The 16,705-nt window shown below is 56.8% G+C and carries 7 protein-coding genes; 3 read left to right on the forward strand and 4 right to left on the reverse strand.

The features are described from left to right. Positions 1-62: 62 nt before the first annotated feature. Both VGH19_14625 and VGH19_14630 read right to left on the reverse strand, forming a co-directional pair. Positions 63-2,750 (reverse strand): UxaA family hydrolase, encoded by a 2,688-nt coding sequence (locus VGH19_14625; GenBank protein ID HEY1172602.1) that lies wholly within the window; start codon positions 2,748-2,750, stop codon positions 63-65. A gap of 81 nt (positions 2,751-2,831) precedes the next feature. Beyond that, positions 2,832-4,187, reverse strand: a complete 1,356-nt coding sequence (locus tag VGH19_14630) for a PQQ-binding-like beta-propeller repeat protein (GenBank protein ID HEY1172603.1) — start codon at positions 4,185-4,187, stop codon at positions 2,832-2,834. A gap of 185 nt (positions 4,188-4,372) precedes the next feature. Between VGH19_14630 and VGH19_14635 the strand changes: the two genes are divergently transcribed. Then, positions 4,373-5,656, forward strand: a complete 1,284-nt coding sequence (locus VGH19_14635) for a hypothetical protein (GenBank protein ID HEY1172604.1) — start codon at positions 4,373-4,375, stop codon at positions 5,654-5,656. On the opposite strand, the gene VGH19_14640 is transcribed toward VGH19_14635, so the two are convergent. Further along, positions 5,610-9,950 carry an amylo-alpha-1,6-glucosidase gene (locus tag VGH19_14640; GenBank protein HEY1172605.1) on the reverse strand — a complete coding sequence of 1,447 codons (4,341 nt, stop codon included), beginning with the start codon at positions 9,948-9,950 and terminating at the stop codon, positions 5,610-5,612. The genes VGH19_14635 and VGH19_14640 overlap by 47 nt on opposite strands. A 206-nt stretch (positions 9,951-10,156) precedes the next feature. Between VGH19_14640 and VGH19_14645 the strand changes: the two genes are divergently transcribed. Beyond that, positions 10,157-10,855, forward strand: a complete 699-nt coding sequence (locus VGH19_14645) for a tetratricopeptide repeat protein (protein HEY1172606.1) — start codon at positions 10,157-10,159, stop codon at positions 10,853-10,855. A gap of 36 nt (positions 10,856-10,891) precedes the next feature. Here the strand turns inward: VGH19_14645 and VGH19_14650 are convergent, their stop codons facing one another. Further along, entirely contained in the window at positions 10,892-15,154 is a 4,263-nt protein-coding gene (locus VGH19_14650) for a bifunctional serine/threonine-protein kinase/formylglycine-generating enzyme family protein (protein ID HEY1172607.1), read from the reverse strand. A gap of 982 nt (positions 15,155-16,136) precedes the next feature. On the opposite strand from VGH19_14650, the gene VGH19_14655 reads away from it, so the two are divergent. Further along, a complete protein-coding gene (locus VGH19_14655; protein ID HEY1172608.1) occupies positions 16,137-16,520 on the forward strand; it encodes a hypothetical protein in 384 nt (127 codons plus the stop codon). Positions 16,521-16,705: the final 185 nt, after the last annotated feature.

The following is a 16,705-nucleotide window of genomic DNA, read 5'->3' on the forward strand; positions in this document are numbered from 1 at the left end:
TCTTGAGAACTCAATGAAGTTTCGCAGATCCTGCTGAACGGCCACAGGCTTGGCCAGGGATTCTACGTGGACACACCAAAGAGACCGCGACTGACTTGGAAATCGACGTTATTTCTCTTCCACGATGTCGGCACATGATGCCCTCCCGCAGTACGGATCAACAGATCGAAGATCATCACCGCGTTCTCCTGTGTCTCGCCGCTGGCCAAAACAACGTCCACATCTTCACCATCCAATGCGTTGTTTTCCGTGACTTGAACCACCGGCAATAGCGGGTGCCCTTGCAAGACCCGGTCATTCGCGAATCCCAGAATGATCTCCACACCGGTTGCTCCAAGACCTGTGATCATTTCCACCCAATGATCCGTGGCTCCCTCCATCACGTGCAGACCGGACTGATGAAACTTCTGCGCATATGCCAATGTCGGCTCCAGCTTAGCACCCAGCGCTTTGCCAAAGATTTCACCCGTTAACAAAGACGCATTCTTCGCGATCACCACCGATGCTCCGTGCGAAATCAAATGCTGCACAATCAAGGCGATTGATTTCACTGCCTCTTCAGAAAGTGAACCGACACTGCCGATGCCGACACGCAGATTCGCGATGCTCGCTGTCTGTCGCGTGAAAGCATCCTGCTTCTGTTGAGCGAACCAGTCGGTGACGCGTTGTGAAACGGCATCAATGCCACCATCCATCTGGATGCTCGCCCAGCCGTAGCGGTCCAAGTCGGCACAGTTTGCTTTCAAATACTGGCGCATAGTATCATTATGCGTTTTCTCACAACCATGCTCCAAGAGCAACGCCTGGCTCACAGATGGATGCTGCAAATAACCTGCCATGGTACGTTCCAAGATATCAATCGCTTCCCCGGACACACCGCAGCCTTCCGTATGCGGCAAGGTCACAAAACGCGGGGCATTTGAAGTATTGAGCTTTTTGTCCTGGCTCAACTTGTCGGTGATCATGAGCGCCACTTGCGCCGCACAGAGGCTCGTCGGCTGAATCAGGCGCACGCTGTTCGCGGCCAGATGGGAATCTACTGCTATAGCATTGAACATCGTCGGCAGATCCATCGCCTCCGCTGCATTTGCGATCACGATAGGTTTCCCAGAAAGTATCGGCGTGTGCTCATACGTTGGCACCACCGGCTGTTGCGTCTGTTGCCATTCACGCCAGAGTTGCACTTGTCCATGCCCTGCCCGCTCACCGGCCGTAAGCTCACCGGAAGCCACGCGCAAGGTCTGTTCAAACGCTTCGTCGCCAAGTGATTCAAACGATTCGCCATCCAGATAACGCCCTGCGTTGATGTCCATTTCCTTGGACAGCAGACGAAAGCGGTTGCTGTTCGTCATGATCTTGATGGTGGGGACGAACGGGAAATTCGTGATGGAACCATTGCCCGTACTGAACAGGGTGAGATTGCAACCGGAAGCCATCTGCCCGGCCACGCTCTCCAGGTCATTCCCCGGACTGTCCATGAAATAGAAACCCGGTTCCGGCATCGGGTGGCCGTAATCGATCACATAATCCAGTCGTGTATCCGGAGCTTTCTTATGGCTCGCTCCAATGGATTTGATGGCGATGTTGTAGAGGCCGCGATAGAGATTGCCACCGCTGGGATTCGTCTGCGAACTCGCACCGTGCCAGCGCACGCGTTCTTCAAAGCGCGCGATCTTATCGAGAAACGCCTCGGCTGTGGGCAAATCACGCACGTTGTTGAGGATGTAAGATTCCGCGCCTACCAATTCATCCGTCTCCGCCAGACTTGCTTTGCCGCCATTGCGGAGAACTTCATTCACGATCCAGCCTTCGAGCGGATTGCCGGACACACCGGAGAACGCATCCGAGCCGCCGCATTGCAGCGAGAGGTTCAGATGCTTGATGGATTGCGGCGTGCGCTCCTGTTTATCCGCCTCCGGAACCCACGCCTTCACCAACTCCGTGCAGCGGCGCAATTCATACTCGATGCTCCCTTGCAAGGTGTGAAAGCGATGCGCCACCGCATCGATCGGATACTTGTGTTCGTGTAACCACGCTTCGAGCACGCGATTATTCACTGGCTCCGTCCCGTAATCCACCGCCAGCACCGCAACCACATTGCAATGGGTCATAAACCCGCCCAATGTGCGCAAAATGAGTTCGTAATTGTTCGGCCGATGTTCACCGCCACCTTCCGTGTGCGCGATGGCCACGATGCCATCGAGGTTTTTACAACCAGACAACGAAGGCTTCACCCGCTCTTCCAAGGCCCTTACAAAGCTGGCAGTACGTGAACTGGTGCCGAGCAGGATGATGTAATTGCGCGTGCCCGCCCCGCGATTTCCACCACGGCCAAAGCCCATGAATGTGCGCGGATTCGCCACCAATGAGATCTGCTTACCGGGACGAAACTTCGCGCGATCCAGTGTGTAAGGCTCAAAGTAATCGCGGAAGTTCGGCACGCTAGGCAGAGGAAAATCAAGGCGACGCGATTGCAGTGCCGTCAGCATCATCTCGTTGCACAGATAATCACCAGGCTGCAATGCTTGCGTGGCAAAACCGAAGGTCAATCCCCATGAAAGTAACTTCTCGCCACTGGCGATGGGCTTGATGGCAAAGCGATGCCCCTCAAGCACCGTCTGACGAATGGTGATGAGACTTTCGTGAAAGTCGATGACAGTGCCGGCATCCAGCCGTTGGGAAGCAATGGCGACGTTATCGCCTGCAGCCGGAAGGCGACCGGCGAGATGAAATGGCAAAGCGTTTTGCATCTGCATACCTGCCACAATTGCATAGGCAGGGTCACGGAATCTCACCGCAAACCGGTATATTGTCGAGTGTCGAACAGACGTTTATCGGCTCGTCATCTGCTTCTGCCCGATGCAATACAGCTTGCCGTTCGTGCGGACGAAGATGCTGTTCCCTGCGATAGCGATCGTAGAGCGCGTCGTGTCATCCGTCGGATCGCCCAAAGCCGCCGTGTGCAGAACCTCGCCCGTAGCGGTGCTTAATACCGTCACCTCGGCCTTAAAGTTCATGGTGTAAACTTTTCCATCTGCCACAGAGGGTGAGGCTTCATACTTCGCCTTGCCCGGCAGAGGGGTAGTCCACTTGATCTTGCCTGTGGCTGGTTCCACGCGGGAGAGTGTTTTATTACCATCACTCACTACAAAGAAATCGCCTTCCGCGAAAGCGGGTGTCGGCACATCTGAGCTGATAGGGCCAGCACGCTCACTACGCCAAGCGACAGAAGCATCCGGCAATTTGCCTTTACCCCCGAGCTTCACGGCGAAGACGGGTTCTTTCTTTGGCGCGCAAGCGAGCGCCACGCCTCCACCTGCCACGGGAGTCGGCACCAAACGCCAGTGCGTGATCTTTGCCTCATTCCATGTGCCCCAGCTCCAGAGAATCTCGCCATTCTTAGGATCGTGTCCGCTGATGTAATCGCCTCCTGCGATGAGCAATTGCTTCTGCCCCTTGTATTCATACGGCACCGGTGTGGAGAAGGCTTCTTTCGATTCCGACACCGCTTGATCTGGCCGCACCTTGCGCCATTTCTCCTTACCCGTCGTCGGTTCGAGGGCGAGGAGATAAGATTCATTCGGTCCATCAGTGCGACCACGACCATTCACCGGCACATCACGTTGCAAGACCTGCAAGAAGAGCGTGTTCTCATACAAGACCGGGCTGGTGGAGAAGGTCCAGAGGAAGGCGAACTGGCCGTAATCTTTCTGGATATTGCGCTGCCAAAGTTTTTTACCATCGAGATCGAACGCCACCAGATCGCCGTTGCCGTAGAAGAAGACCACGATCTTTCCATTTGTAACCGGCGAAGGAGATGCCTGATTGGAGCGATTATCTTGTTGGATGCCGATACCGACCTGCTCTTTCCAAAGTTCCTTGCCGGTTTTGTGATCGAGGCAAATGGCCATCAACCCTTTCGTGCGGGAATCCAAAGAGGACACGAAAACCTTATCCTCCCAAACGATAGGCGAAGACGCGCTCGGCCCCGGCATGGTCACGGACCAAGCAACGTTATTCGTCGCAGAGAAATCAACGGGCAAGTTCTTGGCTGGAGAAGATCCATCATAATTCGGCCCACGCCAGTTTGGCCAGTTCGCAGCGTGCAGAGAAGACGTCAGCGTGAAGGCAAAGAATGCCGTACAGGCAAGGGCGAGAATCCGCTGGGATGCTTTGGTGCGTATCATGGGCGCAACAGTATTTGGTGATATCGGACGAAACGTAGCGCAACTCCATTCAGGGGGAGAAGCGGAAAATGCACATCTAACAAGCTGTAGCCAGTTCCGCCTCGCCATGTCCGGATGCGCTGTTATCTTGCACTGAATAACCTGATGAGGAGAAAACGCACCATTTTTTTTGCTGCGCGGTGGTTGTGACCTGCGCCCTCCTCTATCATTTCACCCGCCCGCCAGACCCGGTTTATGAAGGCAAGAAACTGAGTGCATGGCTGGAAGACCTTGATCCGCCAACTATCGGAAATGGTAACATACAATTCTCCGGTTTATGGAGCGATGATAATCCCAAGCATGATCGAGCGGTGATCGCCATACAACAGATCGGGACGAATGCCTTGCCGCTTCTGAAAGCGGGGATATCTGAAAGACATGGAAGATGGCGGGATCACCTCACTGATTCCCTGATGCGGATCACCTCTTCCAAATATAGTTTCACGGACTCCTGGCAGCTAGATCGAAACCGCAAATACACATGTCTTTTTGCCTGCTACATCTTAGGCCCAAAAGCAGCCGGACTCTCACCTGCCATCTTCGAATACACAATGGATACAGGAGGACACACAGTCATTTGGTCTGTTTATGGCCGGCTTGGTTCAAACGCCGTGCCTCATCTCATTTCCATGCTTTCGGTCACCAATGAAGGTCGGCATCATCTTGCTTTAGATTTTCTGGAAGAGATCGGCCCCCAAGCTTCCGCTGCTATACCCGCTGTCCTTCAGATGCTGGATAACCCCTCTGAAACAAACCGTGATGATGTGGCACATGCATTGGTAAGCATCACTGACGAACCTCAGAAAATCATTCCACCCCTGCTCAAACTGCTCAGCGACACCAACCAAGACGTTCATGAAAGCATCGCCCTGGCTATGTATGCGTGGAACACCACCGGGAGAGATGCGGGACCGGCATTGCTGCGACTGGCACAGGATACCAACAACAAAGCCAGAATTCCGGCAACTATTGCTTTGGGAAAAGTCGCTCCCGACATGGCCACAAATATTCTGTACGAGCTAAAACAGATCGCACTTACCAATAAGACTTGGCATAGCGACCGGGCCGGTGAAGCGCTGGCATCCATGGGAATCTTGGCTCAGCCTGTAGTTGATGAGTTACTGGCTCAGGCGATGAGCACGAAGCAGGATGAAGATTGCGGTCTGGCAAAAGCTGTCATCGCAATCGATCCGGTCAAAGGGGGAAAACTGGTTCCTGTTTTGCTCGAGCATCTCAGCAAATATCCTTATGAAAAGAGGATGGCACTGGAGGCCTTGTCTTCATTGGGAAAATCTGCGGAATCTGCTTTGCCCGCTATCAAGCCATTGCTTAGCGACCATATAAGAGAAGTCCGCACCGCGGCCACCAACGCCCTTCACTCTATCACATCCGCGCCTTCAGCACTTTCCATACGCGCAGCGCCTCCGTGACACCCCAAGCCTGCGCATCGCAGCCACGCTGTTGATGCGGCGCATCGCCATCGATCACTTCCGGTATCTGGCCGATGCACCCTTCCATCATCATGCGATCCATGCTGCCGAGATACGCGCGAGCAGCCGCCACCGCATCCGGTGCGTGATTCCACGCCACCGCCACCGCCTCGCAAAAGCCCGGGAATGTCCATGTCCATGCCGTGCCGTTGTGATACGAGGGCTTACGGCGCGTGTCCTCATCACCTTCGTATTTACCCCAATACGGATTCGCCGGATCATTGAGCAACCATCCGCTGCTCGAATGGATGGGCAATGGCAGATCCACATTTAATGGTGCCAACGAACGTAAAGCGCCCGGCACCACGAGCCAACGGCGCACTGCCTCCACACAACGGCGCGCACGCTCGCCTTTCACCACACCGAGGCTGATCGCCAGCACACAATTGCTTCGCAACGCCGTATCGATCGCCGCCTGACGTGCTGACGTGTGTGCGGGCGCGCGCAGACAATCCGCATACCAGCCGAGACGTTCATTCCAAAAAAACTCCTCGAGCGATTTCGTCGCGCGATCTGCGATAACGCCCCACGCTTCATCCGCTTTCGGTGTGCCCAATTTTTCCAGCAACCGCAGCAGGCGTATCCACAATGCCTGAATCTCTATCGGATACCCCTCACGCGGTGTGCCTGCCGGATAGTTCGTATCCATCCATGTGAAATGGCTCGGGCTCCATACAAGCGCCGTCTCCGCATCCACGCGAATACCGTTCGCCGTGCCACGCAGATAACCCGCCGCAATGGAGCGCAACACCTCCAGCACCGTGCGTCCGTGTGCATCCACTGCCGTAGTGTACACTGCCGGCCCCATCACCGCCGCCAAATCCTCGCACACCACACCATACCAGAGCGGTGCATCCGTCGTATCGCGATTCGACGCATCCTCGCCATGGATCGTGTTCGGCAACGTGCCGTCTTTCTCAAAACGTCCGAACACTTTCACGAGCTCCATCACTTCACGTGCGCAACCCGCAGCGATGTAACCACGCGCCGCGATGAGTGAATCGCGACCCCAATCGAGAAACCACGGATAGCCCGCGATCACTGTTTTCCCATTACCGCGTTTCACCAAATAAGCCTGCGCAGCAATGGCCAGTTGTCGCCCAAACGCATCATTAGCCGCCACATCCGCCGAAGCCACCGCTTCTTCGATGTTGCGCTGGCGTTGCTCAATGAATCCGCTGACAGAAATCTCTGTATCCAACTCCGCCGAAGCCAACAGGTTCACTTCAACGCCTGATTTTAACGGCAGATCGAACCAGCCCGGACTGTAACTATCACCCTGTCCAGATTGCCCACGCGAAGCCTCCACCGGATGCGGCAATCCCTGTGACCATTCCGCCCCCGGATGATACGAACCTGTGTCACTCGTCACGCGCAACTGCCGGTCATTCGCCGGTTTGAACACAAAACCGGCAACATCCTTCAATGCAGTGATATTGCTCGCGAAATGATGATCTGCGCCACCATTACGCGTCGTCTCCCAATGGAAATTGCGGTCCTCGATATCGAAGCGCGCCGTCACGCGCACATCGCACTCACGCGGCAGCGGACGTCCCAAAGCCGGTGATGCACTGGACCGCTGCAGACGCAACGCGACCGCATTGCGTCCCTCCAGCATATCCACCACGAGATGCACCTCCACCGCGCGACCATCACCCGCATTGCAGAGGAAGCGCCAGTGAGCAGGCGGACCCGCTTCAAAACTCATCAACGTGCTCGCATCCAATGGTGTGATGAAACCATCCGCGTTCACCCACAGGCGCAGGCGTTTGAGAAATACATGACGATCCACCGGAATCTCCGAGTGCAAACTCGCGCCCAGCACGCAATCATACTTGGACTTCACACGACCGAGGTCCACGCACATACGCGTCATGGAACCACGACCATTTGTGAGCAATACGAGCGGTGCATTGAGACCATCGGCCAACGCTTGTCCACGTTGGAAATTCAGCGGCTGCGCCATCACCGGTCCCTTGTTTACGCATCGAACAGACGCTGTGATCAAATCTGGCTGCGGCCCGAAGCGTTCCAGCTTCAAAACCGCATCGCCCAAAGATTCATTCACACGGAACAGCGCGATGTGATGTCCGTCCAGTTGCACGCTATTCTGAAAACCGATGCGCCGTTGTCCGCCTGCTTCCATCCACGCACGGAATGGATGCTTCTCCTCTACCAGCAACCAATGATGCGGCGGCACGATGACCACACGTTTCGCATCTTTTTCCGTCCAGCCGATCACCGGCGAATACGGCTGCTCCACTGGCGCAGCACGCAACGCAGCGATCAAATTCTTAGAAGCCGCATCTGGCTCCACATGCGCGGCTAATGTCAGAAAACGCACCGGATCAGCTGCAAAGAAGGCGGCTAACTCGGGCCATTCCACCGGCCCGATCTCCTCTTCTTCCAGCACATGCGAGAGCGCAGTATAAGCCAGCGCTGCTTGCGCACGCTTCCGTCGATAGCTCGGCCCGCCCAATCCACGCGGCAACGTTTCCGCTGCCAAGCAATGCACCGCACCCGGTGCCAGTTCAAAACGCCAGCGGCTCTTCTCTAATCCTTCCACTGTCGCCGGTTCTTTTTCAGTCAACTCCATCGGCATGTCACCGAGGAATTTCAGGTCCGCCAACTCGATGCCCTGCGCTTTTTTCTGATCCGTGTTCGCGAGGATCAGCACAGAATCTTTGCCGTCATTGGAATCACGGCGCAACGCATAGACCGGTGCCCCCACCGCCGAAAGCCGCGTGAGTTTCGCGTTATCAAAGAAACACGGATGATCCGCGAGCAATTGGTTCAGCGAACTCAGTTCAGCGATGAGATTCGGCGTGGCGTTCCAATTCATGCCACGGCTGGAGTGCACGTTCACCTTCTCCGCCGCGAGCCATTCCACGCCGCAGGTGAAACCGAATCCGCCACTCACACTCGTCATCGCGCTAAGACGATTGCGATGGCGCGACCACTCTTTGCCTTGCGCAGCGAGACGATTGTTATCATGCGTCTCGCTGTAGTGGATGAGCAGGCCCACGCGCTCGCTTTGCTTAAGGCAATGATCGAGATAGCCGGAGACTTGCGCCGCATCGAAATTCTGGAACAGCTCCGAGTAAGCCCACTGCATGCCGCCGTCATTGAGCAAGTTCGCCGTGTCATCCCAACCACCGCCGAGTCCTTCGAGCAGGAAGACCGTGTCCGGAAATTCCTGATGCACCCGCGCCGTGATGTATTGCCAGACTGGCATCGGGATCTTATAACCGGCATCGCAACGGAATCCATCCACGCCCCGACGGCACCATGTGAGCAACGCTTCCGCGAGATGCTCCCACAGGCCCGGAAAACGCTGGTCGAGTTCCACGAGATCTTCCCACGTCGTCCCCCACGCACCGGGACTCTCGAACTCGCCATCCTTCTTCCGCACGAACCACTCTGGATGATTCTCCTGCAACCACGACCCCCAACCCGTGTGATTCAAAACGATGTCGAGGAACACGCGTCCACCACGCGCATGCACGGCGGAGGTCAGCTCATTGAACTGATCCACACCTGTAGTGTGCTTGTCGAAAACGACCAGCGCGGGATCAATCGCCGTCAAGTCCTCACACGCATACGGACTGCCGTAACGACCGAAGCGCGCATACGTCGTCGGCGTAGGATTCACCGGCAACAAATGCAGAATGCGAGCATTCAACGTCTCGAAGATGTGCGGCGATTCAGCGACGAGATCGCGTAATTTTCCAGAAGGGGGGATGATCGTGTAGCCCTGTGCATCCAACTTCTTCCACTCCGCTTCCTTCGCCTCATCAATCGTCGCCGCCAATGTCTTGCCCGCACCGAACATGCGCGGGAAGGCGCAATAGATCGTGTTCCCACTGCGGCACCAATCCGGCTGCACGCTCAGGCCAAAATCCGCACCGTCCGGCCAATGCTGGTTGCCGTGTTCATCAATGAGATACGCCTTGGACTTGAAGTAACCCACCTCAGTCAGCGGCAGGTCCAGTTCCCACGCATCACCGACACGTTGCATGGGGATATCGCGCCATGAAGCTCCGGCGAGTGGCAGCGGACGAAAATGCGCCGCGACGATCTCCGCGCGCAACTGATGGGCGCGGCCGAGATTCGTGCGCAGACGCGCCCGCCAGTTGCCGCCTGGCGCGGGTGCCTGCAGGCGAAAACGTATCCTGTCACCGACGAAGCGCACGAGGCGCTCGCCCGGAGCTGGCGTCATTTGCGGTCGTTGCATCCGATTATTTCCATCGTCCGGGTGACCGGACATGTGGTCCCCTGTTTCGCCCGTTCAAGCCCCCAAGTCAACCTGCAAGGGCGGCTCCACCTGAAAATGTTACATGGATAAGGCTTTGTGCCAGAAAATGTTTCAACTCCCCCGGCAAAAACCGGTTGTGATTTGCCATTGAGCGCCATCGCTCTCCTGACTAACCTTCCCGCGAAATGTCCGTTCGCGTTCTGAAATCGTTGTGCCTCGCCGCTGCCTTGGCCGTAGGTGGCGTGATTTCTTTTGCAGCGGACACGGCACTTTCTCTTCCGAAAACTGAGGCTGACTGGAAGACCTACTTCCGCGATCTCGCCCGGAACAAAGACGCGAATTCCCTCTTCATCCTCGGCACTTATTACGCTACCGGTCATCCACACCTCAGTCGCGGCAAGGCCGATCCCGCCGAGGCGTTCCGCTATTACCAACGCGCTGCTGAAGCCGGACATGCAGAAGCACAGTATCGACTCGGCTATTGCTATGAGAAGAAGCTCGGTGTCCGCGTGGCCAGTCTCGAGATGGCGCACAAATGGTATCTGAAGGCCGCCGATCAGGAGCTGCCCATGGCGCAGTTGCGCGTCGGCGAGATGTATCTCACAGGTGAAGGCGTCGCCTTCAACGGTCCCCTTGCCTATCAGTATCTCTATAAGGCGGCGGAACGCGGTTTGCCCGATGCCCAGCGTATGGTGGGTGACTGTTACAAAATGGGCTGGGGCGCAGCGCGTGATGATGTTAAATCCCTCATGTGGTATATCATCGCCGCAAAGCAGGATAACGAAAAGGCCATCAACAACCGGGACACCATGGCCCGTTTCCTGAAGAATCACGAAGTCCTCCTCGCCGAAAAAGCCGCCAAGGACTTCCGCCCTAAACCCTGACTTTCCCATCTTCCCCTCCTTTTCTCTACGCTTGGTTTAATTCGTTGCGGCTGGCACCAGCACTACACGAAATCCGATATCCCGCTCCCGTGCATCGACCGGCGAACTGCGGTTCATCTCCGGTGAAAAATCTCCCGCCGGATACTGCAACCACGATTGCCCCATTGATGCTTTGTTCGCGCCCTCTCCGTCCTGGCACCACTCCCACACGTTGCCGATCAGATCATAAACTCCGTTCTTCGCCGGGAAATAACTTCCCGCCGGAGCCGTGAACATATGCCGGTCATACGAAACATTCTCCGCCAGATTCGCCACCCCGCTCGGCACCGGCCACACATTGCCCCAGAGATGATTCCCCGGTGCATAGCCGCCCTTTAATACCTGCAACCACTCCGCCTGCGTCGGCAATCGGTAACTTGCCTCTTCCAGCACCCGGCCTTTCGACTCCTTGTCCGTCAGCCATTTGCAAAAAGCCGTCGCATCGTTCCAGCTCACTTCGACAACCGGCTCCGACGATGTCTGCTTGAACCCCGGATCGCGCCAACCGGAACCCGCATTGTATCGGACGGAATCATAGAACGCCTGAAAATCCTTCACCCGCGTCTCCCACACGCTCACCCACACATTGCCCACCGGCACGAAACGCATCCCCAGGCTGTTCGTCCACATCGTCATTCCCGGTTGTGGACCCGCATACACTTCTAGCTTCTTCGTCACCTTCACCGCCTGCTGCGGCTGGACCGTTACCGTCACCTCTTCAAAACGATGCCGCGCCATGCGCAACTGGAACTTCGCCCTGCCCAGCTCCAGTTCATCCAGCGGAAAGGGTGTCGCACCAAGTTCCCTGCCATCTTTAAAAACCAATGCTCCTGAGGGCGTGGAATCGATCTGCACCGATCCGAACGGCAACTTCACCGGCACTTCGCTGATCTGCTTGCTCTCGATGCTAACCTTGTTCGTCACACTCCACCGCTTGTAAGTCGCCACCAGCAGGTATTCTCCCGTCGGAATGTTCTCCAGCTTGCTGCCCGAAACTACCGCTTTGCTGAACCCCGTCCCGCGCAATTCCGCATTCGCTGAAGCTGGCAAAATCGTGGCAAGCAAAGACCCCGTACTTCGCACCAGCTTCACATCCACGAGCCGCGTCTCCCCTTTCTTCACGTCGAAATTTTGCGTCACCTCATCATAGCCGTCCTTGTCCACCACCAGCTTGTAACTGCCCGTCGGCATGGGCGTCTGCGGCAACGGCAATGTGCCGTCATCATAAAATCCATTCGGTCCGTTCAACCTGAACGCCGCCCCCGCCACATTCACCTGGATCCGCACCGGTGCCAGGCTCCTCATCAGGGAAACCTCCGCCGTCGCGGCCACGCCGCTGTGGACCTCCACCGCGCGGTTCGTCGTCTCGTAACCCGCCATCGTATAAGTCACCTGATACGTGCCGGAAGGCAGGTTCGGTTCATCACGGGTGGTCGTGCCGCTGCGCATCACCTGGTCCGGGCCGATGAGGCTGTAGCCGGCCCCTTCCGGCGTGGAGATGATCCGCATCGTTCCCTTGCTGCGCTCCAGCGTCACCACATCGCTGATCGTGATGTCATTCTTGCGTATCACCACATCCAGCGCCTTATCCTCATAACCTTTCGCCTTCACCAGCACACGATGCGTCCCCGTCGGGATCCCTTTCAATGCTTCCGCCACCTTACCTTCCACCCGCGTTCCATTGACTATGAGTTCGAACGTCGCGCTCGTCGGTTGCGCCAGCACCCGCAACTCACCAGAGGCACGTTCCAGCTCGAACTCGCCGAAATCATTCAACCCGGAAGGTTTCACTTCCACCTCCATCTCGCGCGCTTCGTATCCTTCCCGCTCGATGCGCAGCAAATGCTTCCCTACGGTGAAACTCGGCGGCCGGTTTGTCAGCCAGATGCCATCCATTGAGAGCAGTGCATCCGGGGGCACCGTCCTGATCTTGAACGGCCGGCTCATCCGCGGCAGCACCGCGTGCAACACCAGCGTCTCGCCCGAGAGCACGTTCGTCTCCAGTAAAACCGGATCGTGCCCCTCCAGTTGTAACAGCACATTGAGTGCGCCCGGCTTCACATCCAGCGTGTGCGGCGTCGTCTGCACCGGCAAGCCGCGCACGATGATCGTGGCACCTCGCGGATCACTCGAAACGACCACAGAGGCGGGTGCGAAATCGAACTGCACCGGGCTCACCTTGCCCCGGCTGATCTCCACCGTCCGCTCCTGCTTCGGCCAGTCGCGCAATATCGCTGTGATCTCATGCCGCCCAGGCGAAACGTTCGTTTCCATCTTCAAACTGCTGCCCATCTGCCCCAAAGGCCGGCCATCGATGTAAAAATTCACCCCCGGCAGCGAACTGCTCAATGCCAGCGTGCCCTGGTCCTTTGTCAGCTTGCGGTTCAGCCTGAGCGATTGTTTGCCCTGCACCTCGCCCCGCACCGTCTCGCTATTGTGGTCATCCAGCACCAACGTGTAGAGCACACCGCCCGGAGGCACACCGGCGATGACCTTCGGCGTCACCCCGATCTGTTTCTCCCCCTGAAAAATCTTCGCTCCCTCGGGCTCGCTCGTGATCTCCACCGTCCCCGGATAAAACTCGAACACCTCGTTCAACTCGTCATCCTTCAATACGGTGACCTGGCGCTTCATCGGTGCCCACTGCGCATACTCCGCCGTGAGCTCATGCACGCCCGGCCTTAACTCAATCGCCTCACCCGCCTTCGCCGGTTTCCCATCGATCGAAAACTTCGCCCCCACCGGATCGCTCACCAAAACCACCCGCCCGGTGAACGCCTTCAAGTTTACCTTCGGAAACTCCGTGAATTGCCCTTCCTTCACCTCCAGTGGAACCATCAGCGGCTCATGATCCGGCTTTTCAACCATCGCCTCATACCTGCCCGGTGCCAGATCCATGATGCGCCCCGCCGCGCTCAGGCTCTTCCCATTAGGCAGCTTCAACACCGCACCGTCCGGCATTGCAGTCACCTCCACACCGCCCGTTCCTGACTTCAAGCGCGTCGGTGCCGTGATCACCCAATACGTCAATGCCGCCACAAAGAAGATCAGCACCGCCATCATCGCCGCGATACTTCGACGCGCCACCCGCTGCGGCCGCGTCGTCTGCGGGATCGCTGGCTTGTCTCCCGGCCCCACCGGCTTGAAACCCTTGCTGTCGATGGTAAATTCCATCGGCGGCTGTGCCGGTCTCGTCGTCGTCTTCGAACCCGTCGCCGGTGCGGGAGGATCGATCTGCATCAACGGCACCGGTTCCGTCTTCGCCGTCGTTGCCTTCTCCTCCGGTGGTGTCGCCACATCATTAGTGACTTCCGCCGCCACCGTCGTCGTCAAACTTGCCGCCTCCAGACCCGACGTATCCGCCAGACCCAACCTCTGCAAAACCTCCAACGCACTCTGCGGACGCTTCGCCGGATCTTTCGCCAGACACGCCGCCACCGTCTCCTCCCACTCCGGCGGGATCGGCTTGCCCATGATGCCCAACTGCTTGCGCCGCTCGGCCAAGGTCGGCGGAATCTTCTCCCGCACCTGCGTCATGATCTCGCCCGTGAAGAACGGCGGCTTGCTCGTCAGCAATTCAAACAACGTCGCCCCGAGCGAATAGATATCATCCAGCGCGGACGCCGCTTCACCCAACGCCTGCTGCGGGCTCATGTAAACCAGCGTCCCGCTCGCCCCATGCACTGCGGAAGAAACCCGCGTCATGTTATCACTGATGCTGCGTGAGATGCCGAAGTCCGCGATCTTCAACACCCCCTTGTTGTTCAACATCAAGTTCGCCGGCTTCAGATCCCGATGCGCCACCCGCGCCTCCCGATGCGCATACTCCAGCGCCAGGCACAACATCTTCACCCACTTCTCCAGATCGGAAACCTCGAAGACATGCGTCGGCTGGCACACCCGCAGATTGGAAAGCGTATCCCCCGCCACATACTCCATCGAGATGCCCGCGCAATGCTCATCCTGCGCGAAGTCATAAATGCGCACGATGTTCGGATGCGTCAGCTCCAGGCTGCGCCGCGTCTCCCGCTTCAGGCTCTCCACCGCCGCCTTATCGTGATACACGATATCCGGCAGGAACTTGAACGCGATATCCCGGTCCAGCTCATCATCATGCACCAGCCAGACCACGCCCATCCCCCCGCGACCCAGCACCCGCTTCAACGTATACCGCTTCAATACCTTCTGCCCGGCTACCAGCCCTCTTATCGAGGACTCGGAACCGTAATCATCAAAAGGTTGAAAGCCTTCCGTCGCCATAATCAATTCACCCCAACCAAGCCGCCGCCGCTATCCCTCAAACCACCCCAAACCGGCGTCCGACCAACTGAACCCCGCCTTTCTGCCATAAGTCCCACAGAAACACAACGCCTTGCGCTACCCATTCTTACGCCCATTATTGCCATACCCACCCCTTCGTAATCGTCCTCGTCGTCGTCCTCGCTCCCCCTCCATAAGCCCTATTCCGCCCCATAAGTCCCATCTCCCCAAATTTCTCGATATTCGCTATCTCCCCTCATGAGGGCACGCCGGTGCAACCGGCTCATCTGCTCGTTCTTCTCTCGGATGGTTTTCCCATCTCCTTTTTTCGCAGCGCCGCCCTTGAGCAAATTCAAAGGCCCATCGCCACTGTCAAAAGTCTATCATCCTAACCCGCAAGTTCAATAAATTTATCTTAAAACAACCACCACAACTCCTAATCCACTACCCACCAAGAAATTACGACTGAAGATTTTTCAGACAGCGCGGTCTTAACCTCCTCAACCTGCCATAATCGTCCCCCCCGGCAATCCCCGCGCCTCCGATTTCCCCGTTATTCCCACCTCGGCACTTGCATATAAGTGCCGAGGTTTTCTACCAAAACCAAACCAGCTTCCTCCAGACATGAAACCTTCGACCCGAGACAAATTCCCCATTCGCTTGACCCCATTCGGTTGAAAAATCCCCCGTTCGCGTATTTCGCGTGGTTCGCGGTTATTCTTCCCACCCGAAACTAGAAACAAGAAACGCGAAACTGTCCCCCGACCGACCTGAACCCTAAGCCCATGGCCAAGAGACCCTCCCCGCACCCAAGCGGGACTACGTTGAGTCATCCGCCCTTTCCCCGGTCAACCACAACGTGGTTGCGTAAACTATGTTCCCCACGCTTCCCACTTGGCTTCCCACTGCATCGAGCATATTTTCCAACCTACGAGTGAACCCATCCCGACACATCGCGATTCCGCTGCCACCAGCAAGTATCATGCGGATGATCCCTCTCATCTCCGCCCTGCAGCCTCTTCTCCTCTTGACCGGCTGCGCTTACGCATTGCGCACCGGAAATCCGCCATCCCATCAAAAACTTTCCTTACACACCACATCCCCCACGAATTACCTCGTCCGCGTGGCAGACACGAATGATTTCCCCGTCGCAGCAGATGGTCGCGTCACCATCGACGTTCCCACACTGCCACGCGGCTGCGATACCTACGCGCTCGGCTTTATCAAGATCAGTGACGGCAGCCCGGAACGAATTCGCGCCATCCACATTTTGAAAGATGGAAAAATCGTCCGCAAACTCTCACTAGAGAAGTTGAAACAACTGCCCGTAGATACCGAGCAATACCATATTCTAAATCTGCGATGACAATACTCTCAGCAGCTTCAGACTAACCCACCTTTGAAATCTCAAATCAGTAGCAAACCACAGAGCTGAGCCAAGCGTACAAAAGGAGATGAATGGCGCGTGAAAGAACGCGCGTGGCGGTTTTCTTGATTTTGATTTAAGCGGTTGAGCGGTTGTTTTTAAGGTCAACGGGGGCCTGTGCTATC

This window comes from Verrucomicrobiia bacterium, from assembly GCA_036405135.1.
GTDB lineage: Bacteria > Verrucomicrobiota > Verrucomicrobiia > Limisphaerales > JAEYXS01 > JAEYXS01.